The organism is Gordonia sp. ALPHA1B1 (assembly GCF_005502615.1).
GTDB classification, from domain to species: domain Bacteria; phylum Actinomycetota; class Actinomycetes; order Mycobacteriales; family Mycobacteriaceae; genus Gordonia; species Gordonia hongkongensis.
In genome coordinates, this window is record NZ_SCOC01000019.1 from 24,109 (window position 1) to 48,104 (window position 23,996).

The 23,996-nt window shown below is 69.7% G+C and carries 17 protein-coding genes; 10 read left to right on the forward strand and 7 right to left on the reverse strand.

Annotated features, from left to right (window positions below):
* The first annotated feature begins 12 nt into the window (after nucleotides 1-12).
* Both FFS52_RS14130 and FFS52_RS14135 read left to right on the forward strand, forming a co-directional pair.
* Nucleotides 13-633 (forward strand): MarC family protein, encoded by a 621-nt coding sequence (locus tag FFS52_RS14130; protein ID WP_058252719.1) that lies wholly within the window; start codon nucleotides 13-15, stop codon nucleotides 631-633.
* A gap of 58 nt (nucleotides 634-691) precedes the next feature.
* Nucleotides 692-1,642, forward strand: coding sequence for a glycine betaine ABC transporter substrate-binding protein (locus tag FFS52_RS14135; RefSeq protein WP_137810057.1), 951 nt, complete (start codon nucleotides 692-694; stop codon nucleotides 1,640-1,642).
* 224 nt (nucleotides 1,643-1,866) lie between these two features.
* Here the strand turns inward: FFS52_RS14135 and FFS52_RS14145 are convergent, their stop codons facing one another.
* On the reverse strand, nucleotides 1,867-2,694 hold the full coding sequence (locus tag FFS52_RS14145) for an SDR family NAD(P)-dependent oxidoreductase (RefSeq protein WP_137810058.1): 828 nt from the start codon (nucleotides 2,692-2,694) through the stop codon (nucleotides 1,867-1,869).
* A 26-nt stretch (nucleotides 2,695-2,720) separates the two neighbouring features.
* Nucleotides 2,721-4,283 (reverse strand): NAD(P)/FAD-dependent oxidoreductase, encoded by a 1,563-nt coding sequence (locus tag FFS52_RS14150; RefSeq protein ID WP_137810059.1) that lies wholly within the window; start codon nucleotides 4,281-4,283, stop codon nucleotides 2,721-2,723.
* Nucleotides 4,284-4,474: 191 nt separating this feature from the next.
* Here FFS52_RS14150 and FFS52_RS14155 point away from each other — a divergent pair, with 191 nt between their 5' ends.
* A complete protein-coding gene (locus FFS52_RS14155) occupies nucleotides 4,475-5,059 on the forward strand; it encodes a TetR/AcrR family transcriptional regulator (RefSeq protein ID WP_240198985.1) in 585 nt (194 codons plus the stop codon).
* 130 nt (nucleotides 5,060-5,189) lie between these two features.
* Here FFS52_RS14155 and FFS52_RS14165 read toward each other — a convergent pair whose 3' ends face one another.
* The 3 genes from FFS52_RS14165 to FFS52_RS14175 are packed head-to-tail and all read right to left on the reverse strand — an operon-like array spanning nucleotide 5,190 to nucleotide 9,585.
* On the reverse strand, nucleotides 5,190-6,608 hold the full coding sequence (locus FFS52_RS14165; protein WP_137810060.1) for a condensation domain-containing protein: 1,419 nt from the start codon (nucleotides 6,606-6,608) through the stop codon (nucleotides 5,190-5,192).
* Between the two features lie 6 nt (nucleotides 6,609-6,614).
* Nucleotides 6,615-8,111, reverse strand: a complete 1,497-nt coding sequence (locus tag FFS52_RS14170; RefSeq protein WP_137810061.1) for a condensation domain-containing protein — start codon at nucleotides 8,109-8,111, stop codon at nucleotides 6,615-6,617.
* A 16-nt stretch (nucleotides 8,112-8,127) separates the two neighbouring features.
* Nucleotides 8,128-9,585, reverse strand: coding sequence for a condensation domain-containing protein (locus FFS52_RS14175; RefSeq protein ID WP_137810062.1), 1,458 nt, complete (start codon nucleotides 9,583-9,585; stop codon nucleotides 8,128-8,130).
* A 599-nt stretch (nucleotides 9,586-10,184) separates the two neighbouring features.
* Between FFS52_RS14175 and FFS52_RS14180 the strand changes: the two genes are divergently transcribed.
* From FFS52_RS14180 to FFS52_RS14190, 3 genes are read left to right on the forward strand one after another with little or no spacing between them, the layout of a single operon-like run.
* Nucleotides 10,185-11,186, forward strand: coding sequence for an ATP-binding cassette domain-containing protein (locus FFS52_RS14180; RefSeq protein WP_137810063.1), 1,002 nt, complete (start codon nucleotides 10,185-10,187; stop codon nucleotides 11,184-11,186).
* Nucleotides 11,183-12,013 carry an ABC transporter permease gene (locus FFS52_RS14185; RefSeq protein WP_065632820.1) on the forward strand — a complete coding sequence of 277 codons (831 nt, stop codon included), beginning with the start codon at nucleotides 11,183-11,185 and terminating at the stop codon, nucleotides 12,011-12,013. Before FFS52_RS14180 ends, FFS52_RS14185 begins: the two co-directional genes overlap by 4 nt.
* A 39-nt stretch (nucleotides 12,014-12,052) precedes the next feature.
* Nucleotides 12,053-12,931: a glycosyltransferase family 2 protein gene (locus FFS52_RS14190; RefSeq protein ID WP_065632821.1), complete on the forward strand. Its 879-nt coding sequence runs from the start codon at nucleotides 12,053-12,055 to the stop codon at nucleotides 12,929-12,931.
* Nucleotides 12,932-12,959: 28 nt separating this feature from the next.
* Here the strand turns inward: FFS52_RS14190 and FFS52_RS14195 are convergent, their stop codons facing one another.
* Complete coding sequence (locus FFS52_RS14195) at nucleotides 12,960-14,291, reverse strand: glycosyltransferase (protein WP_223258810.1); 1,332 nt, start codon at nucleotides 14,289-14,291, stop codon at nucleotides 12,960-12,962.
* Between the two features lie 179 nt (nucleotides 14,292-14,470).
* Here FFS52_RS14195 and FFS52_RS14200 point away from each other — a divergent pair, with 179 nt between their 5' ends.
* From FFS52_RS14200 to FFS52_RS14215, 4 genes are read left to right on the forward strand one after another with little or no spacing between them, the layout of a single operon-like run.
* Nucleotides 14,471-15,823 carry a glycosyltransferase gene (locus FFS52_RS14200; protein WP_249356245.1) on the forward strand — a complete coding sequence of 451 codons (1,353 nt, stop codon included), beginning with the start codon at nucleotides 14,471-14,473 and terminating at the stop codon, nucleotides 15,821-15,823.
* On the forward strand, nucleotides 15,820-17,289 hold the full coding sequence (locus FFS52_RS14205) for a hypothetical protein (RefSeq protein ID WP_137810065.1): 1,470 nt from the start codon (nucleotides 15,820-15,822) through the stop codon (nucleotides 17,287-17,289). Before FFS52_RS14200 ends, FFS52_RS14205 begins: the two co-directional genes overlap by 4 nt.
* A gap of 31 nt (nucleotides 17,290-17,320) precedes the next feature.
* A complete protein-coding gene (locus tag FFS52_RS14210; protein ID WP_137810066.1) occupies nucleotides 17,321-18,703 on the forward strand; it encodes a hypothetical protein in 1,383 nt (460 codons plus the stop codon).
* Nucleotides 18,700-19,998: a nucleotide disphospho-sugar-binding domain-containing protein gene (locus tag FFS52_RS14215; RefSeq protein WP_137810088.1), complete on the forward strand. Its 1,299-nt coding sequence runs from the start codon at nucleotides 18,700-18,702 to the stop codon at nucleotides 19,996-19,998. Before FFS52_RS14210 ends, FFS52_RS14215 begins: the two co-directional genes overlap by 4 nt.
* Nucleotides 19,999-20,076: 78 nt before the next feature.
* Here FFS52_RS14215 and FFS52_RS14220 read toward each other — a convergent pair whose 3' ends face one another.
* A complete protein-coding gene (locus tag FFS52_RS14220) occupies nucleotides 20,077-23,973 on the reverse strand; it encodes a multifunctional oxoglutarate decarboxylase/oxoglutarate dehydrogenase thiamine pyrophosphate-binding subunit/dihydrolipoyllysine-residue succinyltransferase subunit (protein ID WP_137810067.1) in 3,897 nt (1,298 codons plus the stop codon).
* Nucleotides 23,974-23,996 lie beyond the last annotated feature (23 nt).

The following is a 23,996-nucleotide window of genomic DNA, read 5'->3' on the forward strand; positions in this document are numbered from 1 at the left end:
CACTCTCCGAACGTGTCCTTCGACGTCACGGTGTACACGACGACGTTGATCACGCTGCTCGTCATCATGGACCCGCCTGGCCAGATCCCGCTGTTCCTCAGCCTGGTCGGTCAACGCTCGCCGGAGTACCGGCGGCGCGCGGCCTGGCAGGCGCCGCTCGTCAGCCTCCTGGTGATCAGTGTGTTCGCCGTCGCCGGCAAAGCCATCCTGAACTATCTCCACATCGGGATCCCGGCGCTGCAGGGCGCCGGCGGTTTGTTGTTGCTGCTCGTGGCGCTGCAATTGCTCACCGGCCTCGGCAACGCCGGCAAGCCAACGGCCGCCGACGACGTCAACGTCGCGCTCGTGCCGCTCGGCACCCCGCTGCTCGCCGGACCGGGTGCCATCGCCGCGGTCATCGTCGGTGTGAGCGGCGTCGACGCCGGATCGGGTGGTTATCTGGCCATCGCGGCAGCCATCGTCAGCGTTCACCTGGTGGTGATGTTGGTCCTGCGCTATTCGACGGCGCTCATCCGCATCCTGGGCATCGGCGGCATCACGCTACTCGCCAAGATCGCGGGCCTGCTCCTCGCCGCGATCGCCGTGCAGCTCATCGCCGACTCCGTCATGGGATTCATTGCCGAGGGAGCGTGAGCCGACCCGGGGACCCGCCTCGTTCGGACGTGGGACGTGCTGCGGATACGGTGGCGGGGTGACTGAACGTCGTGTCCGCAAACGTCTCATCACGGTGGCCGGTCTGATCGTCGTCCTGGCGGTGGTCATCGCCGGGTGCGCCGACGACTCGTCGTCTCCACCGCGCGGGGTGGTGATCGGCTCGTCGGAGGACCCGGCGATGCGCGTGATGGCCGAGGTGTACGCGGGAGCGTTGCGCAATTCCGGATCGGTGGTGTCCGGTGACCAGCTCCGTGGCGACGCGCCGGCGCTGCTGGACGAGATGGACCGCGCTGCGCTCGATCTCTTCCCCGCCTTCACCGGGGAACTGCTGACGTTGTTGTCTCCGTCGTCTACCGCGATCGGCGCCGAGGACGTCTACAACGACCTGAACCGCGCACTCCCGCAAGGGGTTTCGGTCGGCGATGAGACGCCGGTATCGGCGGCGCCGCAGATCTTCGTGTCGACGGCCCTCGCCGGGGACGTCGGCGCCACCGGACTCGAGGACTGCGGCCGACTGCCGGCGGGCCTGCCGGTCGTGGCCGTCGCCGAACCCGATGACTCGACGATGCGTGCCTTCGCCGACGCCGGTTGTGCCTTCGGTCCGGTCGAGGTCACCGCCACCGGAGAGGAGGTGCTCCGACGTGCCGCCGACGGCGGCGCGGTCGGACTGCTGACCCCCCTCGAGATCGCCGGCGAGGACGCCGACGGGGCGTCGTCGGAGGTCCAGGCGCTCCGCACATCACCGGGTGGCGGCGACACCGCGGACGGTGCCGCGGCTGCCGAACCCGCGGACGAGTCGGGTCCGCGGGCGGAGGTGCTGGTCCCGGTGTTCCGTTCCGCGGCGCTGAACCGCGATCAGGTGAAGGCCATGAACAAGGTGGCGGGCGAGATCACCACCGCCGATCTCGCCACCATGGCGGCCGAGGTCGACGGCGGTGCGGACCCGCGCGACGTCGCGCTGGCCTGGCTGGGCGAACACGGGCTGTAGGGAAGACACGACAACGCGGTGCTCATTCGGCCTCGCTCGCTTCGCTCCCGGCGCCGTGCTCATTCGGCCCGCTCGCTTCGCTCCCGGCGCCGTGCTCATTCGGCCCGCTCGCTTCGCTCCCGGCGCCGTGCTCATTCGGCCCGCTCGCTTCGCTCCCGGCGCCGTGACACCGACACGCCCCGACCGCGTGTCGGTGTCACGACCCGTGCGCGAACACGGACCTATTACGCCTTCGACAGCGCCCAGCCGGTGAGCTTCGCCGACACCCACTGGTACTTCGAGGCGACGAGGCGCACTGCGAGGTCGAGGATCTTGGCGTCGGTGCCGACCAGGATGCGTGCCTTGTTCTTCCGGACGCCCTCGATGATCACCTCGGCCGCATCCTCACTCGTCATCCGGGCGAGGTAGCGGTCGAAGAACGCGGCCGTGGCCTTCTGGTCATGGTCCCCGGACACGGTGGCGTTGCGGGCGATCGCGGTCTTGATCCCGCCGGGATGCACACACGACACCTCCACCGGGTGCTTGGCGATGATCATCTCCTGCCGCAGCGCCTCGGTGAATCCGCGCACCGCGAACTTGGCGGAGTTGTAGGCGGCCTGGCCCGGTTCGGCCAGCAAGCCGAACAACGACGAGGTGTTCACGATGTGCCCGTCCCCGGACGCGATCACGTGCGGCAGAAACGCCTTGGTGCCGTTGACGACTCCCCAGTAGTCGACGTCCATCACCCGTTCGATGTCCTTGAACTCGGTGCGCTCGATCTCACCGTGGTGGGCGATGCCGGCGTTGTTGAACACGACATTGACCACGCCGAAGTGCTCGGCGACGGTGTCGGCGTAGGTGAGTACCGCTTCGCGCTCGGCGACGTTCAGCAGCTGCGAATGCACCTCGGCGCCGGCCTCTGTCACCAGCTTCTCGGTGACGGCCAGGCCGTCGGGGGTGACGTCGGAGATGGCCAGCCGCGCACCGCGACGCGCGAGCTTGACGGCGATGTCACGGCCCATTCCCGAACCGGCGCCGGTGATCACGACGACCTTGCCGCGAAAGTCCTTCATGTCTTGTCTCCTGTGGGTGGGTTCGGTCAGGCGTTGGCGGTGGCGGGCGACGCGATGTCGTCGCCGGTGGCGGAAGCGGCCGGCACCGCGGGTGCGGCGGATCGCCGGGCACCGCGGGTCACATCGTAGGCGGCGACGTCGAAGGAACGGGTCGTCTGCCGGAACGCGAAGGTGAAGCCCGGCCACAGCGTGGTGATGTTGCCGTTGGCGTCCTTGTACCAGGAGGCACACCCGCCGTTCACCCACACGCTGTTGCGCAGCTTGTGCTGGATTCCGGCGTTGAACTCCTGCTGGGCGGACAGCTTCACCTCGGTCCGGGTGATCCCCAGCGCGCGAGAGGTTTTCAGATAATCGACGAGGTAGTTCAGCTGCGACTCGATCATGTACACCATCGAGGTGTGGCCCAGCCCGGTCGACGGGCCCACCATCAGCATCATGTTCGGGAAGCCGTGGACGAACGAGCCCTTGTAGCCCTGCATACCGATCTCGTTCCACACCTGCGCGAGGCTGCGGCCGTCCTTGCCGATGATCTTCTCGAACACGGGGGAGTCGGTGACGTGGAATCCGGTGGCGACGACGATCACGTCCACCTCGCGGACGGTGCCGTCCTTCGACACGATCCCGGTCGGGGTGATGCGGTCGATGCCGTCGGTCACGAGATCGACGTTCGGGCGGGCGAGGGCCGGGTACCAGTCGTTGGACCGCAGGATGCGCTTGCAGCCCACCTGGAAGGTCGGGGTGGCCTTGCGCCGCAGCTCGGCGTCGCGGCCGATGCCGCGCAGGATGTTGGCGCGGCAGAGCAACTCGACCGGCTTGAGGGCCTTGGGGGAGTAGGTCAGACCGAACGCGACGACCTCGTTGGCGGCGTAGATGCCACCGCGGACCGCGGACTGGTACCCGGGGACGTTCTTGTAGGCCCAGTGCTCGACGGAGCTGTAGGCGCGCTCGGTGCGGGGGACGATCCACGGTGCGGTCCGCTGGTACACGTCGAGGCGCCCGGCGACCTTCGCGACCTCGGGAACGAGCTGGATCGCCGACGCACCGGTCCCGATCACCGCGACGCGCTGCCCGCCGAAGTCGTGGTCGTTGTCCCAGCGCGCGGAGTGCACGATCTTGCCCTCGAAGGACTCGATGCCCTCGATGTCGGGGAGGTTGGGCTCGCAGAGCGGGCCGACACCGCCGACCAGGACTCGTGCCCGCACTTGATCGGTCTTGCCGTCCTGCAGGGTGTCGATGATCCAACGGCCCTCGTCCTCGTTCCATGCGGTCCGCGTCACCTCGGTGCCGAAGCGCGCCTTCGCGCCGATTCCGAACCGGTCGGCGACCCCGTTGATGTAGTCGTGGATCTCGGGCTGGTGAGAGTAGGACCGCGACCAGGTGGGGTTCTTCGCGAACGAGAATGAGTAGAGCTGCGAGGGGACGTCGCAGGCCGCGCCCGGGTAGGTGTTGTCGCGCCAGGTCCCGCCGAAGTCGCTGCCGCGATCGAGGAGGACGAAGTCGTCGAAACCGTTCTGCTTAAGACGGACCGCGGCGCCCAGACCCGAGAAGCCGGCACCGATGATGGCGATCTCTACATCGTTCGTTGTCATGGTGTCACCATAAGGTGGTACTGAACACGTGTCAATAGCTATTGAACAACCCTCAATAGAGGGTAGGCTGGCCGCGTGGCCAGTAGACGAGGATGTGCGCGGTGTCGGTGATCAACGGCAAGACGATCAGCGGCGAGACGACCGGCGACGACGGAGGTGACCACCGGCGCGCGCCGCACAAGCGCACGCGCATGAGTCCCGAGGCACGTCGTGACCAGCTCATCGACTACGGGCTCGCGATGGTCAGGGACCGGCCGTTGGAGGAGATCACGATCGACGCAATCGCCGATGCCGCCGGGGTGTCGCGCGCCCTGCTGTTCCACTACTTCGCGTCGAAGCAGGAGTTCCACGTCGCGATCGCACAGGCCCAGGCCGACCGGATGCTCGCCCGCACCGAGCCGGACGAGTCCCTCGGCGACCCGATCGCCATCCTCTCGGCATCGATGGCCGCGTTCGTCGACTACGTGAGCGAGAACCGCACCGCCTACACCGCGCTGATCCGCGGGGCCTCGAGTTCGGACGCCGCGATGCGCGAGGTCTTCGACCGCACCCGGGAGGTGATGGTCGCCCGCGTGCTCGACCACGCACCCGTGTTCGGGGTCGAGGTGACCCCGGTCGTCGTGATGAGCGTGCACGGCTGGATCGCGTTCGTCGAGGAGACGACGATCCGCTGGCTCACCGCCGAGCCGGTCGACGCCGAAGCGCTCACCCGGGACGAACTGCTCGCCCTGATCACCGCCGCGCTTCCCGCCCTCGCGGCGGCGACGATCCAGTAGAGGCCGGGGACCGGGTTCAGATCCGCTGACCGCCGACCGGTCCCGTGTCGCGGGTACCGGCCGGCACCGATCGGCCGCGCAGGAGCAGGCCGAGAGCGACCATCCCCTCGCGACCTCGCAAACCTGGTGGTCAGAGACCGACCACGTGCGCGGTGTCCGCGCCTCCGTCCAGCTCCTCGATGTCGGTGTCGCCGGCCGCCGCCAGTTCGACGCCCGCTCGCAGAGTACGGATCAGCTCGTCGGTGAACCGGCGGATGGTGCGGTGCGCGGTCAGCGTGTCGGGGTGCCGGGCCCGCAGCGCGAGTCCGTCGTCCGTGCGCGAGATCCAGAACTGCGCGTCGTCGGCGGTGGTCGCGTTCGAGATGTGATGGGCGTCGATGGTCCGGTGTCGGTCGGCGCCGGGCAGCAGCCGGTAGTCGACATAGGACACCATGAAGATGTCCGAGCGTGTGCGACGGAGTCCGCCCATCGCCTCGATCACCTGTGGGACGGGAACCTCGCCGAGCGTGACCGCGCGACGGAGTTCGGGCCCGGTACGCCGGATCGTCCCCAGCAGATCGCCGGTGCCCACGACCCGCAGCGGGGCATTGGTGGTGAACCATCCGACTGCGTTGCGCCACCTCTCTTCCCGTCGCGTGTGCATCGGGAACAGAAGGGGCAGTTCGGGTCCGCCGCCGCAGCGGCGCACGGCGTCGGCCATCGCGGCCAGCGTCCCGCCGAACACGCTCGCGCCGCTGCGCCGGCACAACTCGGCGAACTGCTCCGTCTCCCGCCGGCCGAGGAGTGCGCGCACCTCGGTGGCCTGTGGCGCGGTGGCGCCGGGTTCGACCCCGAGATCCAGCGGGAAGGTGGGCAGTGTGCCGTCCCGGTCGTCGAAGAACCGGAGCCACCGGCGCATCCGCGGGTCGGACAGTGCGACCGGGGGCGCTGTTGACTCCGCGGCGCAGAAGTCGACGAAACTCCCGCTCATCGCCAGGGTGGAGGGATCGAAAAGCTCTCCGTGGCAACGGTATCCGTCGTACAACCGGTGCAGGTCGTCGATGACGATGGAGATCGAGTAGGCATCCACATGGCAGTGGTCGAATCCGCAGATGATCGTCGACGCGTCGTCGCGGTCGATCGCCGCGAACAGGAACGCGGGGTAACCGAAGGGATGACACGCGTGATCGAGGGTGTCGCGAAGCCGGTCGCGTAGGACGGTGTCGGCGGTCGTGTCGACCACGCTGCCGAGGTGCAGGACGAGGTCGTCCGGATCGTAAGCGTGTCGCCGGATTCCCGTGGGACCCGCCGAGAACGACGACCGCAGGGTGCCGTGCCGGGCGATGAGCGCCCGGTAGGCGGACCCGAGCGCCGCACGGTCCACGCGCCCGCGGACGGTGAACGCGGCGGCCAGCCACGTACTCGAGTCACCGGCCGTGGCCAGGTGCACGGTCTGGTTGAACGACGGTGGTACGTCGGACATCTCGGGCCGGGCGGCCGAGACGTCCACGGTCCAGGTCAGCAGCTCGCCGGCGGGTGGGTGGTAGCGATCGATGGTGGTGACGTGCACGCCCGCTCACGCTCCTCTGCGTAGCGCCGAGTCGGTGGGCGGGGCAGATCGCCCGGAACCGGCCGCCGGCGCCTGGATCCGCCGGTCGCCGGTGGCGGCGATGTCGGTCATGATGTCGCGTAGCCGCTCGTAGTAGGGGCGGGCCACCGACTCGGCGAAGGGCGTGCCCGGGATCTGACTACCCAGGTAGAGCTCGTCGTGATCGCGATTGATCCACGCCGACGCGTTGGCCGTGCGCCCCTCCCCGGTGAACAGCGCACCGCGCCGGAAGGCCTCGCGCGAGGAGCCGGGAAACCAGCGAAAGTCGATGTACGACAACAGGTTCGGTGCGGTGATGATCGCGTCCGGGGTGGCCCCGGCGGCGGCGATGGCGGCCAGTGCGGCGGCGACCGGGACGGCGGCCAGGTCACGAGCGCGGCGACGGGCCGCATGGGCCGCCGGGATCAGTTCGGAGAACGTCGACGCGCCGGCGAGGGAGAACTCGACCGGGGCGAAGTTGCAGAACCATCCCTGCGACGTCGCGTACCCGTCGAGCGCGGCACGCGTGTTGAACACCGTCATGCCGTAGTAGTCGTCGGCGCCGGCCAGTTCGCGGTCGGCGACGGCGATGGCGGCGTAGATGCCGTCGACGAACCGACCCCCCGCCGCCCGGCAGACGGCGTCGAAGGCGACGATGCCGCCACGATCGAGCAGTGAGACCTCGACCCCGGCCACCTGCGCCGTCTCTCCCGGCCTCAGGCCGAGGTCCAGTGGGAAGCGCGGCATCTGCAGGTCGTGGCGTCGGAAGATGTCCTGCCACGCCCTGGTCTCGGGCGACCCGGCCAGATGCTCGGCGGTCACCTCCGCTTCCGCGGCCGCGTAGGCGAAGTAACTCCCGGCGGCCGGCGTCGCGGGGTCCGGCTCGGGGTGGCCGTGCCCGTCCGGCCGGATCAGTTCGGCGTAGATCTGCGCGATCTCGTCGAGGGCGAGGGCCTGTGAGGCGCCGTCGGAGAGCGCGTGATCGCACGCCAGGAAGATGGCGAAGCCGCCCGGGCGGCGGACGGCTCCGAAGGCGAAGCCGGGGAAGGAGTCGCTCGGGGTCTCGCGGTCGAATCGGTCGACGAGATAGGGGTGGATGTCCTCGGTGCTCGCCAGTTCGCCGTCGATGTGTGCCTCGAACTCGATGTCGGACGGGTCGACGACATGGGCGGTGACCTCTCCGTCGCGGCATTCGAACCAGGTGCGCAGCACCTCGTGTCGCCGGACGAAGAGCGTCAGGGCGGTCCCGAGTGCCGCGGTGTCGGGGTCGCCGTCGATCTCCGTGCCCGATCCCAGGTATCCGCGATGGGTACGGCCCGCGGCCCGGGCCACCGCAGCACCGCGGACGTGGTTCTGGGCCAGGAAGGTCACCGGTGCGGTGTGGACGGGAGTGGCCGCCGCGGCCGCGCGGCACGCCTCGGTCGGATCGAATCGCACGGCGGTTCCCGGTTGTGGGCGCCAGTTGCCCATGGCCGTGATTCTCATCGGGTCCTCTCGTCGGTCATGCGGGGCGGGCGCCGTCGATCGCGGTGGCGCCGGCGAAGTTCGCGTGGGTGTAGGAGGACAGGGGCAGTCCGGTGCCGGTGGTGGCGAGTGCTCGCAGCACTGTCGCGTAGGTCGTGAGGAGGTCGCGGATGCTCGCGTCGGCGGGGTCATGGCCGGGATGCCGGGCGGACAGGGTGATCCCGCCGGGTACACGCGCGATCCAGAGGTAGACCTCGCGGTCCGACCGTGAGCCGCCCCGCAGGATCTGCGCGCGGGCCGCCTCCCATTCGGCCGCCCCGGGGACGTGGCGGATGTCGAGATACGACACCACGAACTCGGGTTCGCCGCCGGTACCGAGCAGTTCGACGATGCGCTGGTAGGGGAAGGACGGCAGATGGCGCACGGCGTCGATGGCGGCCGCGGTCGCGTCGAGGGCGTCGTCGAACGTGTGGGCGGCGGTGAGGTCGACCTCGAGCGGCGCCAGACCGACATACCAGCCGACCGACCCGGCATACCGTGCCTCGGATCGGGTGTGCATCGGCATGGTGAGCCGCAGCGTGTCCCGGCCGGTGAGTGCGCGGAGGGTGACCGCGAGGGCGGCGAACACCGCGGTCTGGGTACCGTGTCCGCGCGCACGCGCCGCCGAGGTCATGAAGGTCGCCTGGTTGTCGGTGGCGACATACTCGGAGATGCCGCGCTGGCGCGGGGTGCGCGCACGGTCCCGGGTCTGCAGGTGCGGACGGACCAGCGGGAGGTCGAAGCCCGGGGTCTCGGCGGAGCTGTCCAGGAAGGCGCGCCATTGTGCGACGACGGGGTGATCGACGGTGAGTCCGAGTCCCACCGCCCGATCGTGGACGCTGAAGTCGAGGTGGCTGCCGACCTCCGCCATCTCGGTGGACGAGCCGCGCCGTGGGGAGAGGTAGAGCCGGCGGATCTCGCTCATGCTCAACAGGATCGAGTACGCATCCATCACCACGTGGTCGGCGGCGAAGGCGACGGTGAAGCCGCGCTCGGACTCGATCGTGGCCACGATGCAGTGCGGCCACCGCGTCGGCGCGAGCCTGGTGTCGAAGATCGCGGTGAGCAGCTCGCGGACGTCGTCCCCCGAGTCGAATCCGCCGACGGCCTCGGCGTCGACTCCGAGATGCGCTCCGCGGTAGGTACGCCGGCCGCGGTGCGGGTCGTCGGCCGTCGGGTCCGAGGTCGAGCGGAGGGCTTCGTGCCGGGTGATCCACCCGCGCAGGCAGGCATCGAAGTGCTCGTCGTCGAGATCGTCGTCGATCTCGAAAACCGCCCCGAGCCAGGAGGCCTCGTCGGAGTCGCAGGCGGTCGACCGTCGTATCGAGGCGGACTGGTCGTAGGTGAACGGTCGCGGATCGGTGTGCCAGCCCGCGGAATCCGCGCGTGTGGTCGGTGTCCAGATCGTCACCGTCCCGGGCGGGACGGGATAGTCGGACAGTTCGGTGAACTTCATTCGCGGTCGTCCATGCGTCGGTCATCCGTTCTCGGGCCGCGACGCCATGCCATGCCTTCGCCGGCATGGCCCCCCGGCCCATGAGTTCTGATCTGAGACAACAGGAATCGCCCGTACCCCGATGCACGCGCACGACCTTGTCCGACGACGTCCCGGAGGTCTCTCCGGTCGAACGGACCGCATCACGGCCGCCTGTGTCTGAACCGAGCCTAAGCGGTCACATCGGACATGTGCTGCGGCAGGAGTCCGTGAGCTTGATCACGGGGACGGTGTCCAGGTGTGCACGGACGCACCGTCGGTGTCGGAATCGCGCTGCGAGACAGAGGTTTTTGATCCGAATTGGGTGTTCGGCCTTGCGGTCAAGGGCGTTTCGTAGCGTTCATGTAAAGAACTCATGACGAGCGGCTGCCGCACAGGGGTGGCATCGGAGGGAATGCGCGGTCAGGCCGCGTTGCGCCGAAATGCATTGGCGGGCAGCACGGTATGCCGGGACAGGTCACGTTGCGGCGTCCGGAGAGCTCACCTACCGTGGGCCGAGAAGGGTGCCGGCAGCGGAGCGAGCGGCCCACTCGAAGTCGAATACACGCATCGGGGGTGCCATGTCCACGACCGTCCCGGCCATCGAGGCCCACGGTCTGACCAAGCAGTACGGCGGGACGTGTGCTGTCGACGCCGTCGACCTCCACGTACCCGCGGGCGGGGTGTTCGCCCTGCTCGGAACCAACGGTGCGGGCAAGACCACCACCGTGCGCATGCTCGCGACCTTGCTGCGCCCGGATGCCGGGGGCGCCCGGATCTTCGGGCACGACGTCGTCGCGGAGGCGACGGCGGTTCGATCGCTGATCGGGGTCACGGGGCAGTATGCCTCGGTCGACGAGGATCTCACCGCCCGCGAGAACCTGATGATCTTCGGTCGTCTGATCGGTTCGTCGCGCCGCCGCGCCCGGGTCCGTGCCGACGAACTGCTCGAGGAATTCGGGCTGGGTGCGGTCGCCACCCGCCGGGTGGGGCACTTCTCCGGCGGGATGCGCCGGCGCCTCGATCTCGCGGCTTCGCTGATCACCCGGCCTCGCTTGCTGTTCCTCGACGAGCCGACCACCGGACTCGACCCGCGGACGCGGGCGCAGATGTGGCAGACGGTTCGTGAGATGGTGTCGCGCGGTTCGACCGTATTGCTGACCACCCAATATCTCGACGAGGCCGATGAACTCGCCGATCACATCGCGGTCATGGATCGCGGCCGAGTGGTCGCCGACGGGACCGCCGACGAATTGAAAGCCGGAGTCGGCGACATGAGTGTGAAACTCGAATTGGCCGATGCGGACGATCTGATCGCCGCGGCAGAGGTGTGCGCGCCGTTCACCGCGAACGGCGAGGCAACGATCGCGCGCGGCGAGGGCATCCTCGTACTGCCCATGTCCGACATCGACCCCCTCGCCGACATCCTCGGTGCGCTCCGCGCGCGCGGGCTCGGGCTGACCTCGGTCAACGTCGTGCGCCCGACCCTCGACGAGGTGTTCTTCGCGCTGACCGACGGGGGCGACCCCACGCGATCGGCACCGATGGCGGCACAGGCGGATTCGGCGGGAGCCCGCGCATGACCACCGGTTCCCTGCAGCCGAGCGCACTCGCCGCCGGCGACGCCCCGGCCGAATCCCACGACCGGGTTCGGCCGACCGCCGCGGTGATGCAGTCACTCACCATGACCCATCGTGGCCTGCTGAAGATCAAACACAACCCGCAGCAGCTGTTCGACGTCATCGTGCTTCCCATCGTGTTCACGGTCATGTTCTCCTCGATCTTCGGCGGCGCGATCGCCGGGAACGTGGTGGGCTACCTGCCGCTGCTCATTCCCGGCGTACTGGTCCAGGTGTGTGTCGCGGCGTCGGTGGTCACCGGCGTCCAGCTGCGCGAGGACCTCGATCGCGGGGTGTTCGACCGGTTCAAGTCGCTGCCGATCGCGCGCATCGCGCCGCTGGCCGGCGCACTGGTGGCCAACACGTTGCGGTATGTGGTGGCCTCGGCCATCACGGTCTGCGTCGGGGTGATCATGGGGTACCGGCCGGCGAGCCCCGTGGGGGTCGCGGTCGCCTGCGTCCTGATCGTGGTGGTGGCATTCTCGCTGAGCTGGATCTTCGCGCTGCTCGGCGTCCTGCTCGACAAGGCGTCGACCGTCCAGGGCGTCTCGATGCTCGTGCTGATGCCGATCACCTTCGTGTCGAACGCCCTCGTCCCGATCGACACCATGCCCGGGTGGATGCAGGCCTGTGCGTCGGCGAATCCGGTCTCCCATCTCGTCACGGCGGCGCGCGGACTGGCCGCGGGCGAGGACGTGGGAACCGACATCGCCTACACGCTCGTGGGCGCGGCGGCGGTCCTCGCCGTCGTGGTGCCGGTGACCCTGCGGACCTACATGCGGCGGACCTGAGTGTCCGCACCGAACCGATCAGCGCAAGGAGTAGCCATCATGGGCACGCCGCTCACCTTCTCGGTGGTCGTCCCGGTCTTCGACGAGGAGGACACGATCGGCGACTGCCTGACCCGCCTGGCCGCACAGTTCGACCAGATCACCGAGATCGTGGTGGTGGACAACAACTCGACCGACGGCGGCCGGGCGGTGATCGATGCCTGGTGTTCGGCTGATCCCCGTGTCCGGGTGATCGACGAAGTACGACAGGGGTTGGTCTACGCGCGCAACACCGGACTCGACGCCGCGACCGGTGATCTCATCGCCCGCATCGACGCCGACACCCGGGTGCCGCCGGACTGGGCGCGGACGATCGTGGAGTTCTTCACCGCGGATGTCCGCGGTGACTGGGCGGCCCTGTGCGGGCGAGGGGAGGCCTACGACGTGCCGCTCGCCGGCAGGTTGGACCGGTGGAAGACCCGGCTGCACCCGCTGAACAGGTTGCGGGGCGAGCAGTCCGTGTCCGAGGTGCCTGTCCTGTACGGCTCGAACATGGTGCTGCGCCGTGCGACCTGGGTGCGGATCCGGGACCGTGTCAGCATGCGCCGCAACATCTTCGAAGACGTCGATATGGGACTGTGTGTCGGTGACGCCGGGGGTCGGAACGCGTTTCTCCGCTCGCTGACCGTCGGGGTGTCACCGCGCCGGATGGAGACCGGCATGGTGCCGTTCGTCCGCTACATGAGTTTCCTGCCGCGCACGTTCCTGCTGCACCGTCGCTTCGGGTTGGCAGCGGGTTCGGCGGCGGTGTACGTGCCCGCAATCACGGTCGCGCATGCGCTACGACTCGTCGTGTTGCGGTCCTACGACTCCCGGACCGGGCGTGTCGACCCGCGAAACCTGTTGCGGGGCGGTGGTTCCGATCGAGTCCTCCCATAGGGTCGGGCGGTCGGTCGGCGTTCCGGGATCAGCCGGCGCCGCGCACCGTCGTGACAAGCATCGTGTCCTCGACGATGTCGGCCGCCGCGTGTACGGCCTCGTCGGGGGCGATGAGCCGACTGCGGAGCTCGGCGGACCGTCCCCGGACCTCGGTGTCCAGGATCGTGTCGAGGGCGCCGATCAGCGACTCCGCTGTCACCCGCGCCATCGGCAGCGTGGCCCCGACAGCGGCCTTGCTCACCGCCCGGCCCCAGATCGGCTGATCGGCGCCGACCCACGTGATCAGCGTCGGCAGGCCGGCACGCAACCCGGCGGCCACCGAACCCGCGCCGCCGTGGTGGACCGCGGCCCGACACCGCGGCAGCACGGTGTCGTGATCGACGTGTCCGACGACGCGGATCGCATCCGTGAGTCCCGATGCTTCGGATTCGGATGTGGCAGAGCCGGATTCGGTCGACATGAAACCGCTCCAGCCGCCCGACACCAGCAGGCGGATCCCGAGTCGCCGCGCTGCGGTCCGGAATGCATCGGCCAGACCGTCGGGGTCGGCGGGCAGCATGCTGCCGAAGCCGACGTACACCGGGGCGTCGCCGGCGTCGAGCCAGTCGGCCAGCGTCCCCGCTCCCGAGGCCCCGTCGAGTCCGGCGTCGCCCACCCCGGCGCGTTGCGCGGCCGCAAGGGTGAAGAACCCGACCAGCGGCCGGCGCCGGCCCCACTGGGTCGCGAGTCCGTCGAAGAGAGCCGGATCGTAGGCCTGGATCTCGGGAACGCCGGTACGGCCGATGAGTTCGGAATACGGGTGGTTCAGCGGCGACAGTCCGAGATCGGCCCGCAGCGTGGTCTCCGCCGAGCGGGTGGCGAGCCACAGGGCGCGTTCGGCGACGCGCCAGCTCAGGTCGTTGACGATCGCCGGGGCGTCGATGCCCAGGTGCGCGAGCAACGACACCGAGCTGTTGCGCCGGATGGGGCAGTAGTGCAACGGGATGTGGGGGATGCCGAGGACCGCCGAGACATTGTGGGCGCGTTCCTGACCGGCGCTGCTCGCGATGATCGCATCCGCGCCGTCGGCGAGTTCGAGCAACCGCTGCTGCATCGCCCGGCCGTCCCGCACCGACATCGCCGACACCGCACGCAACCGGGTCCGGGGGTTCTTCGACCGCATGTCCTCCCGGACCATCTCCGAGTCGAGCAGGGCACGGGTGCTCGACCCGTACGACTCGGTGGGAACCCCTGCGCCGCTGCCGAAGTCGACCAGGTCGGGTGGCAGCGCGAGAGTCGCCGTATGGCCCCGGCCCACGAGCTCGGCGGCCAGGGCGACGGCCGGCTGGGCATCGCCGCGACTGCCGTTGACTGCGATCACGAACCTCAACGTCGAACCCCTCACGTCTGGGTGCGGTCGGATGGGCGACCCGTGCCCGGCGGTGGCGGATCGGGACCGATTCTAAACACGGTCGGCCACCGCGGCGCGCGGCCGGAGACCGGGATCACCACACGGCCGGGAACCAGGATCACCGGGCGGTCGGCATGAGGATCTCGTTCGTGATCAACGGAACCCGCGGGGACGTCCAACCGGCGACGGTGCTGGCCTGCGCGCTCGCGCGGCGCGGACACGACGTCCGTCTCGGGGTGCCGCCCAACATGATCGGGCCGGCTCTGGAGTGGGCAGACGGCATCACCGGGCTCGAGGTCGTGCGTCTCGGCGTGGACACCCGGGCCCACCTCGAGTCGGTGGCGCGAGCCCGGAAGCAGGCCGGCCGTCATCCGCTGCGACGGCTGCGCGTGCTGCTGTCGCTCCGGAACGCCGGGTGGGACCAGCTCGTCTCCGACATGGCCGAGGTCGTCGACGGTGCCGATGTCATCGTCACGGGATTGATCACCGAACAGCCCGCTCTCGCCTTCGCCGAGTCCGCCGGCGTCCCCCTGATCTCCCTTCATCACGCGCCGGTGCGGCGTAACAGTCGGGTCGCACCGGTGCCCGGTCACCTCCCGGGCGGACCGCGTGCCGTCCGGACGCAATGGGCCGCCTACGACGCCGCGTTCGCCGTCCTCACCCGACGGCGTGAGCGCCGGCTGCGCATGCACCTCGGGTCGCCCGGGTCGTCGGCTTCCTACGCCGCCCGACTGCGGGCAGCGCCCGGCCTCGAATTGCAGGCCTACGACCCGATGTTCGGCGTAGAGCACGAACGCAGATGGACCGCCGACTCCGCGGTTCGTCGTCGTCCGACGGTCGGTTTCCTCGGATCGCCGGCAGACCAGCCCGTCGCCGGGTCCGACGCGCTCACGTCCTGGCTCGACGCCGGGGACGCCCCGATCTATGTCGGATTCGGGAGCATGCCGCTGCGGGGAGAGGCGGCCACCTTACGCGTCGTCACCGAACTCGGTCGGCGGCTCGGTCGACGAGTCCTGGTGTGCGCCGGCTGGACCGAACTGGACGCCGAGGTCCGGGCCGAGATCGCATCCGAGGCGGTGCGGATCGAGTCCCAGGTCGATCACCGCACGGTCTTCGGCCGATGCGCGGTGGTGGTCCACCACGGCGGCGCCGGAACCACGGCGGCCGTTCTGCGCGCGGGCCGGCCGTCGGTCGTCTGCTGGTACGGCGCGGATCAGCCGTTCTGGGGCGCCGAACTCGAACGCCTGGGGGTCGGCGTGGCGATGCCGATGGCCCGCGCGGGACGGGACCTGGACGTGGACCGGTTGACCGACGCCGTCGCGTCGATGCTCGATCCCGCAGCCGCCGAGCGGTCCGGACGGCTCCGCGACGCCCTGGTGGCCGAGGATGTGGCGCTCGGGGACGCCGTGCGCGAGATCGAGCGTTCGGTGACAAGCTCGAGCACGGGGCCACGGCTCCCACAGGGACCACACAGTCACAGCGCAACGAAGGTGGACGTATGACGACGACGAAGTCGCCCATGGCCGAACAACCCGACGCCGGGCGGGCACCGGGTCTGCGTGGCCTCGCAGCCCGGCTCCGCGACGAGCGGGCGGCGATCCGAGGCGAGCGCCTGACCTCCGAGGACGCCCCGTTCTGGTTCGTCACGCCGGCACTCGGCTGGTCGGTGGTGCTCCAGCTCGTGTGGGTGTTCGACGAGGAGGTCTCGATCGAGACGCTGACCGCGATGAACGCCGCGTTCGCGCGAGGGCGCCTCAACCGCATGCTCGTCGTACCGGATGTCGTCGGAGCCCGCCCGCGGTGGATTGCCGCGCCCGACGCACCCGGGCTGGCCGCCGACAGCCGACCGGTGCCGGAGGCGAAGATCGACGACTGGGCGACCGCCGAGATGTCCTCGGTTCCCCTCGACGCCGAGGGCGGGCGGTGCTGGCGCCTGCGGTCGGCGCCCACCGCGTCGGGTGGAACGGTGGTGTCCCTCTGTGCCCTGCACGTCGTCACCGACGGTCGCGGCATGCTCGCGGCGGCCGCCGAGGCCGCCTCGGCGTCGGAGGTGCCACTGGCTCGCGACGCGGACCGGGCGTCCGGGGCCGATCTTGCGGCGACGACGCGTCCGCCGGTCTCGTGGCGGCGGCAGCGGATCGGCGACCTCGCCGACGCCGGGTCGCAGGCCGGCGCGGTCCTCGCCGGGCTCGTGCGGGCGGCACTCGAGCAGCGCAAGGCCGGTGGCCCCGAACCCGACCCGCGTCCGGTCCGCGCGCCGATAGCCGAACGGTCGCCGGCCGCCGACTTCACCTGGGCGACCGCGACGGTCCCCGCGACGGACTTCGACCGGGTCGCCGCCGAGCACGACGGCACCGCGAACACGCTGTTCATCGCGGTGGTCAGCGGCTTGCTGCGCTCCAGTGGCCATGCGCCGCTGCCGAATCCGATCAAGGTCGGGGTGCCGGTCGACCGTCGTGAGAGCGAGGCGGACACCCGGTCCAACCCGATCGCCGGTGTGTCGGTGTACCTCACCGACGAGCCGGTCGCCGGTGGCGATCTCGGCGGGATCCGGGCGACGTGCAAGGCGGCTTTCGTCCGACTGTCGGAGGGCCGCCGGGCACCGCACATCCACCTGCGGCCGTTGGCCTGGTTCCTGCCGCCCGCGGTCATCGTGAAGCTGGTCAGCGCGGGCAACGGGATTCCCGACGCGGTGATCTCCAACCTCGGCGACATCCCCCCGGAGGCGACGGTGCTCGGCGGGCGGTCGGCGCGCAAGGTCGCATTCCGCGGCATGGCTCAGGGCGTCGACGCCTCGGTCGGCCAGCGCTTCGGTGACGGCGTCCAGTCGTGGCTGGTCCGCACCCGTGATCAGGTGACGTTCACCGTGCTCGGTTGCGACGAGACGAGTTTTCCCTCCGACGCGGTGGTCGCGGACCTGCTCGACCGGGAACTGACGGCCTGGGGTCTGCCCCATGAGATCTGGTGATCATGTCACCTCGTGAAGCTGAGGAGCACACGTGACGGCAACGGCAACCGACACCCGTCGCGCCGAGGTACTCCGCGTGACCGGCCCCGACGAGGCGTACCTGCTCGTCGCGGAACTGTTCGGGATGGGTGCGCCCATCCAGATCACCTGGGTCTTCGACGACGACCCGGGGGACGCGGCGATCGAGTCGTTGCGCGCCGGACTCGCGGCCGGGCCGCTACACCGTGCGGTGTCGCGCCGTCGGGTCCCGTTCGCCAGGCACCGCTGGGTGCGATCGCCGCTGCCGGTCCACCCCGGGCCGGTGCCGGTCGTCGAGGCCGACGCCGTCGGGGAGTGGGCCGACGCCGTCCTCCGCGCGAGCCGTCTCGATCCCGTGCGGGGAACGGGCTGGCAGCTCGACTCGGCCCGGATCCGCGGCGGCGGGCGGGCGGTGTCCCTGCTCGCCTCCCACATGATCACCGACGGTCACGGCCTCTACCGGCTGGTGGCCGACGCCGCGGCGGGCCGCACCGCCGGTCTGCCCGCTCCCGTCAGCGGACACTCCTGGGAGGCGGTCCGCGCCGACGCCGCCGACGCCGCCGAGTCGGTGCGCGCAGCCGCCCGATCAGCGCGAATCCTGATCCGCGAGGCCCGGGCGGCGCGAGGCACCGACACCGGGTCCGCCGACACCCGATCCGCGCCGGGATCGTCGCGTACCACGCGTCCGGCGAGACCACGGTCCGCGCCCGAGCCGGACACGACGCTGGCGACGGTCGACGTCTCGGCAACCGAATGGGCCGCGCGCGCCGCCGAGCACGGCGGCACCGGCAACTCCCTGTTCACCGCCTTGCTCGCCGGTATCGTGCACCGTTCGGGTCGCCCGCTCGACGGTCCGATGAAGGTGTGCATCGCGGTCAGCAAGCGGGACGGCGACGACGACCACCGCGCCAATGCGTCGGGCGGGGTGTGGATCCGCCTTGCCGACCCCGTCGAGCCGGACACCGACCTCACCGTCATCCGGTCATCGAGCAAACGGGCCTTCGTCAATTACGCCGAGTCCGGGGCCGATCAGGCCGCCGACAACCTGCAGCCGATCGTGCGCATCCTGCCGAGACGACTCATCGGTCGGTTGATGCGCGGAATCCCCGGACCCGATACCACCGTGTCGAATCTCGGGGCCACGCCCGACTCGGCGATGCGGATCGGCGGTCACACGGCGTCCCGGTTCGCCATCCGCGCGGTGATGCAGGGGATGCCCGCCCAGGAGCGGCGCGAACGCGGCCCGGCGGTCGCCGCCTGGGCGGTCACCTACGGCGACACCGTCACGCTCACCTTCTTCGGCATCGACCCCGACGATTTCGGCGATCCCGGCCGGCTGCGCACACTGATCGCCGACGAGTTGACCGCGTGGCGGATCGGGCATCGATTCTGGTGACGCCGGCTCACATCGCGATCGTTCTGTACGGCAGCCGGGGCGACATCCAGCCCGGTATCTGCCTCGCCCTCGAACTCCAGGTGCGCGGCCACCGGGTGAGCGCCCTCGTCCCACCGAACCTGGCCGGTCTCGCGCGGGCCGCCGGCGTCCGCGACGTCCACGAGATCGGCCTGGACTCCGACACCGCGTGGTCGTCGGACGACGCGCGGTCGGCGCGCAACAGTCGTAACCCATTGGCGCGGACGGCGTTTGCGTTGCGGACGGTCCGCGGCGGATTCGACGCCCTGGACGCCGCCCTCGAGCGGCTCTTCATCGCGGGTACGGCGCCGCTGCGAGACACCGACCTCCTCGTCGTCGCGCCGCTGTGCCAGGACCGCGGGCTGGCGGTCGCCGAACATCTGGGCATCCCGCTGACCGTGCTGAGATACGGCCCGATGTCGGAGAACGGACTCCTCGGCGCCGTACCGGGACTCACCGACAGTTGGTCGCCGGACTGGAAGCGGCGCTCCTGGCGCCTCGCCGACCGGCTGACCTGGGCCGCGACGGGGTGGAACGAGAACCGCTTCCGTCGCCGGATCGGCCTGGCCCCGAGCCGACGACCGCTCACGCGACGGTTGAGCGCCGAGCGGATCCCCCAGATCCAGGCCTACGACGCTGAGATGGTGCCGGGTCTCGCCGCGGAGTGGGACGATCGCAAACCCGTCGTCGGATTCTTCGACCTGCCCGCGGGAAGCCGGGCGGGTATCTCCGAGATCGACGCCGGGGCAACCGATCTCGGCCGATGGCTGGCCGCCGGCGAAGCTCCGCTGTTCGTGACGTTCGGCAGCATGCCGATCCTCGACCCGGAGGCTCTGATCGCCCGCTGGCGGACAGCCGCCCGTGCCCAGGGGGTGCGCTGCCTCATCGCCATGGGAGATCCGACCGGAGTCGATCCCGACGACCCGGACGTGTTCTACGTCGCGGGTGTCGACCACGCGTCGGTCCTGCCGCGATGCGCGGCCGCAGTCCATCACGGCGGCGCCGGCACCACCGCGGCGAGTCTGCGGGCCGGCCTCCCCACCCTGGTTTGCGCGGTCACCGCCGATCAGCCGTTCTGGGGTGAACGGGTCCGTGCCCTGGGCGTCGGGGCGGCCGTCCGGCTGTCGAGTTTCACCGACGACGACGCGCGCGCGGGTCTCGCGGTCCTGTTCGACGACGGAACCCGTTCGGCCGCTGCTGCTCTCGCCCGCCGGATGACGCCCGCCGACAAGGCCGTCGCGGCGGCCGCCGACATCTGCGAAGCCCGGCTGACCTAGAACCGGCACCCACGACCGCTCAGACGACTGCGGCCACCGACCCTCTCGGGTCGGTGGCCGCAGTCGTCGTCTGGCAGGTTACTCGCCGAAGGCCTCGTCGAGGATCTCCTGCTGCTCCACCGCGTGGACCTTACTCGATCCCGACGACGGCGCGGACATCGCGCGGCGCGAGACCCGGCGCAGTCCGCCGAGCACATCCGGCAGCACCTCGGGCAGCCAGAGGCCGAGGAACGGCCACGGACCCTGATTCGCGGGCTCTTCCTGGACCCACCGGAACTCACTCGCGTTGCCGTACTGCTCGAGCGTCTTGCGCAGGCGGCGGTGCGGCACCGGGTAGAGCTGCTCGATGCGCACGACCGCGATGTCGTCGCGCCTCTCCTTGTCGCGTCGCGCGGCGAGTTCGTAGTAGAGCTTGCCGCTCACCAACAGGACGCGCTTCACCTTGCTGCGGTCCGCGCCGTCCTTGAGGAAGTGCGGGTCGTCGATCACCGAACGGAACTTGTCCTCGGTGAAGTCCTCGACCGGGCTCACCGCGGCCTTGTTGCGCAGCATCGACTTCGGGGTGAAGACGATGAGCGGACGGCTGATGCCGTCGAGCACGTGGCGGCGCAGCAGGTGGAAGTAGCTCGCCGGCGTCGACGGTAGCGCCACCGTCATCGAACCCTCGGCGCACAACTGCAGGAACCGCTCGATGCGGCCCGAGGTGTGGTCGGGTCCCTGTCCCTCGTGGCCGTGCGGCAACAGCAGCACGACGTCGGAGAGCTGGCCCCACTTGGCTTCGCCCGAGGAGATGAACTCGTCGATGATCGACTGCGCGCCGTTGACGAAGTCACCGAACTGCGCTTCCCAGACCACGAGGGCGTCCGGGTTGCCGACGGAGTAGCCGTACTCGAAGCCGACGACCGCGAACTCCGAGAGCGGGGAGTCGAAGACCATGAACCGGCCGCCGTTGCTCTCCTCGTCTGCGGGCTGCAGGTGGTTGAGGGGGGTGTACTCCGAGCCGGTGCTGCGGTCGATGAGCACCGAGTGGCGCTGGGTGAAGGTGCCACGGCGCGAATCCTGGCCGGACAGACGCACGGTGCGCCCCTCCATGACCAGCGACCCGAACGCCAGCAGCTCGGCGAACGCCCAGTCGATGTTGCCCTTGCGGGCGGCCTCGGCGCGACGCTCCAGGACCGGCTTCACACGCGGGTGCGGGGTGAAACCGTCGGGCACGTTGACGAACGCGTCGCCGATGAGCTCGAGCGTCTTGCTGTCGACCGCGGTCACCAGCTTCGTCGGCAGCGTCTGGTCGGCCTCGACCGAGGGCGACGGCTCGACACTGAACTTCTCGAGTTCCTTGACCTCGTTGAAGACGCGCTCGAGCTGTCCCTGGTAGTCGCGCAGAGCGTCCTCGGCCTCCTTGGTCGAGATGTCACCGCGGCCGATGAGGGCTTCGGTGTAGCTCTTGCGGACGCCGCGCTTGGTGTCGATCACCTCGTACATCGCCGGCTGCGTCATCGACGGGTCATCGCCCTCGTTGTGTCCGCGGCGGCGGAAGCACACGAGGTCGATGACGACGTCCTTGTGGAACGCCTGGCGGTAGTCGACGGCGAGCTTCGCGGCCCAGACGCAGGCCTCGGGGTCGTCGCTGTTGACGTGGAAGATCGGTGCGCCGATCATCTTCGCCACGTCGGTGCAGTACTCGGTCGAGCGCGAGTGTTCCGGTGCGGTGGTGAAGCCGACCTGGTTGTTCACCACGATGTGTACGGTGCCGCCGGTGCGGTAACCGGGCAGCATCGCCATGTTGAGCGTCTCGGCGACCACACCCTGACCGGCGAACGCCGCGTCGCCGTGCAGCATGAGCGGGAGGATCGGGAAGCGATCGTCCTCGTCCATGAGGTCCTGCTTGGCGCGGACCAGACCCTCCAGCACCGGGTCGACTGCCTCGAGGTGGCTGGGGTTGGCGGTCAGCGACACGTTGATCTCGTTGTCGCCGAACATCTGGTAGTACTTGCCCTCGGCGCCGAGGTGGTACTTCACGTCGCCCGATCCGTGCGCCTGCGACGGGTTCAGGTTGCCCTCGAACTCGGTGAAGATCTTCGAGTACGGCTTGCCGACGATGTTGGCGAGCACGTTCAGACGGCCGCGGTGCGGCATGCCGATGACCACCTCGGAGAGGCTGTGCTCGGCGCTCTGGTCGATGACCGCGTCCATCATCGGGATGACCGACTCGGCGCCCTCGAGCGAGAAGCGCTTCTGCCCGACGTACTTGGTCTGCAGGAACGTCTCGAACGCCTCGGCGGCGTTGAGCTTGCTCAGGATGTACTTCTGCTCACCGACCGGCGGCTTGACGTGCTTGATCTCGACGCGCTCCTGCAGCCACTTCTGCTGCTCGGGCTCGAGTATGTGGGTGTACTCGACACCGACGTGCCGGCAGTACGCGTCGCGCAGGATCGACAGAACGTCCCGCAGCTTCATCTTCTCCTGGCCGTGGAACCCGCCGACCTTGAAGCTGCGGTCGAGATCCCACAGCGTCAGCCCGTAGTTCTGGATGTCCAGATCCGGATGGCTGCTGCGCGCATCGCTGTCCATCATGAGGGGATCGATGTCGGCCATCAGGTGGCCGCGGCTGCGGTAGGCCGCGATCAGCTCGAGGACGCGGGTGCTCTTGTCGACGAGGCCGGCGGGCAGGTCGCGACGCCAGCGGATCGGCTCGTAGGGGACGTGGAACGCGGTGAAGATCTCGTCGTAGAAGGCGTCGTCGATCAGCAGCTCGTGGATCGTGCGGAGGAAATCGCCCGACTCCGCGCCCTGGATGATCCGGTGATCGTAGGTCGACGTCAGCGTCATGAGCTTGCCGACGCCGAGTTCGGCGATCTGCTCGTCGCTCGCGCCCTGGAACTCCGCCGGGTACTCCATCGCGCCGGCGCCGATGATGGCGCCCTGGCCCTTCATCAGGCGCGGCACCGAGTGCACGGTGCCGATGGTGCCCGGGTTGGTGAGCGAGATGGTCACACCGGAGAAGTCGGCCGCGCCGAGCTTGCCGTCGCGCGCGCGACGGACGATGTCCTGGTACGCCGTGTAGAACTCGGCGAAGCCCATCGTCTCGCATTCCTTGATCGCGGCGACGACCAAGGTGCGGTTGCCATCCTTGCCGACCAGGTCGATGGCCAGGCCGAGGTTGGTGTGCGCGGGTGTGACGACGTTCGGCTTGCCGTCGATCTCGGCGAAGTGCCGGTTCATGTTCGGGAACGCCTTGATGGCCTGCACGATCGCGTAACCCAGGATGTGGGTGAAGCTGATCTTGCCGCCTCGGGTGCGCGCTAGGTGATTGTTGACGACGATCCGGTTGTCGATCATCGCCTTGGCGGGCACCGCACGGACGCTGGTGGCCGTCGGGATCTCCAACGACAGCGCCATGTTCTTCGCGATGGCCGCGGCCGGACCGCGCAGGACCTTGTTGCCGTCGGCGCTCTCGGACTTCTGGGCGTCCGACTTCGCGGACCCGGACTTCTGTGCCTCGGGCGCGGCGGCCTTGCCCGCCTCGGGCTTGGGCTGCGAGCGGGCGGAACCGTCACGGCTGGCGACGCTGTGCCCCGACGCCGCCTTCGTGGCGGTCGACTCCTTGGCGGGGGTGGGCTTGCGCGGTGCCGTGCGCGCCGGGGTCTGATCCAGGGTGACCTGCTTGCGCGGCGTGGTCTCGGTGGCCGGCGCGGAGGTGTTGCGTGCCGACCCGTTGGTCGACGCACTCGTGGTCGAGGAGGAGGACGAGGTGGCCGCTGTGGTGGCCGAAGTCTTTGCGGCAGTGGGCTTTGCGGAATTCGAGGGCGGAGCGGCGGCCGGGGCGGAGCCACCGTTGTCGCCGGGTTCGTAGTTCTTCAGTAGTTCGTGCCAACTCGGGTCGACCGAGTTCGGGTCTTCTTGGTATTGCTGGTACATTTCCTCGACCAGCCACGTGTTCTGTCCGAAGTCTGAAATCGAACTGCTGCTCACAGCGGTATCTCGCCTCAATTCCC

Excerpts from the sequence above, each read along its gene's own strand:
- FFS52_RS14180 (WP_137810063.1), top strand. The coding sequence starts at position 10,185 with ATGTCCACGACCGTCCCGGCCATCGAGGCCCACGGTCTGACCAAGCAG.
- FFS52_RS14150 (WP_137810059.1), bottom strand. The coding sequence starts at position 4,283 with ATGACAACGAACGATGTAGAGATCGCCATCATCGGTGCCGGCTTCTCG.
- FFS52_RS14185 (WP_065632820.1), top strand. The coding sequence starts at position 11,183 with ATGACCACCGGTTCCCTGCAGCCGAGCGCACTCGCCGCCGGCGACGCC.
- FFS52_RS14205 (WP_137810065.1), top strand. The coding sequence starts at position 15,820 with ATGACGACGACGAAGTCGCCCATGGCCGAACAACCCGACGCCGGGCGG.
- FFS52_RS14155 (WP_240198985.1), top strand. The coding sequence starts at position 4,475 with ATGAGTCCCGAGGCACGTCGTGACCAGCTCATCGACTACGGGCTCGCG.
- FFS52_RS14145 (WP_137810058.1), bottom strand. The coding sequence starts at position 2,694 with ATGAAGGACTTTCGCGGCAAGGTCGTCGTGATCACCGGCGCCGGTTCG.
- FFS52_RS14170 (WP_137810061.1), bottom strand. The coding sequence starts at position 8,111 with ATGAGAATCACGGCCATGGGCAACTGGCGCCCACAACCGGGAACCGCC.
- FFS52_RS14190 (WP_065632821.1), top strand. The coding sequence starts at position 12,053 with ATGGGCACGCCGCTCACCTTCTCGGTGGTCGTCCCGGTCTTCGACGAG.
- FFS52_RS14175 (WP_137810062.1), bottom strand. The coding sequence starts at position 9,585 with ATGAAGTTCACCGAACTGTCCGACTATCCCGTCCCGCCCGGGACGGTG.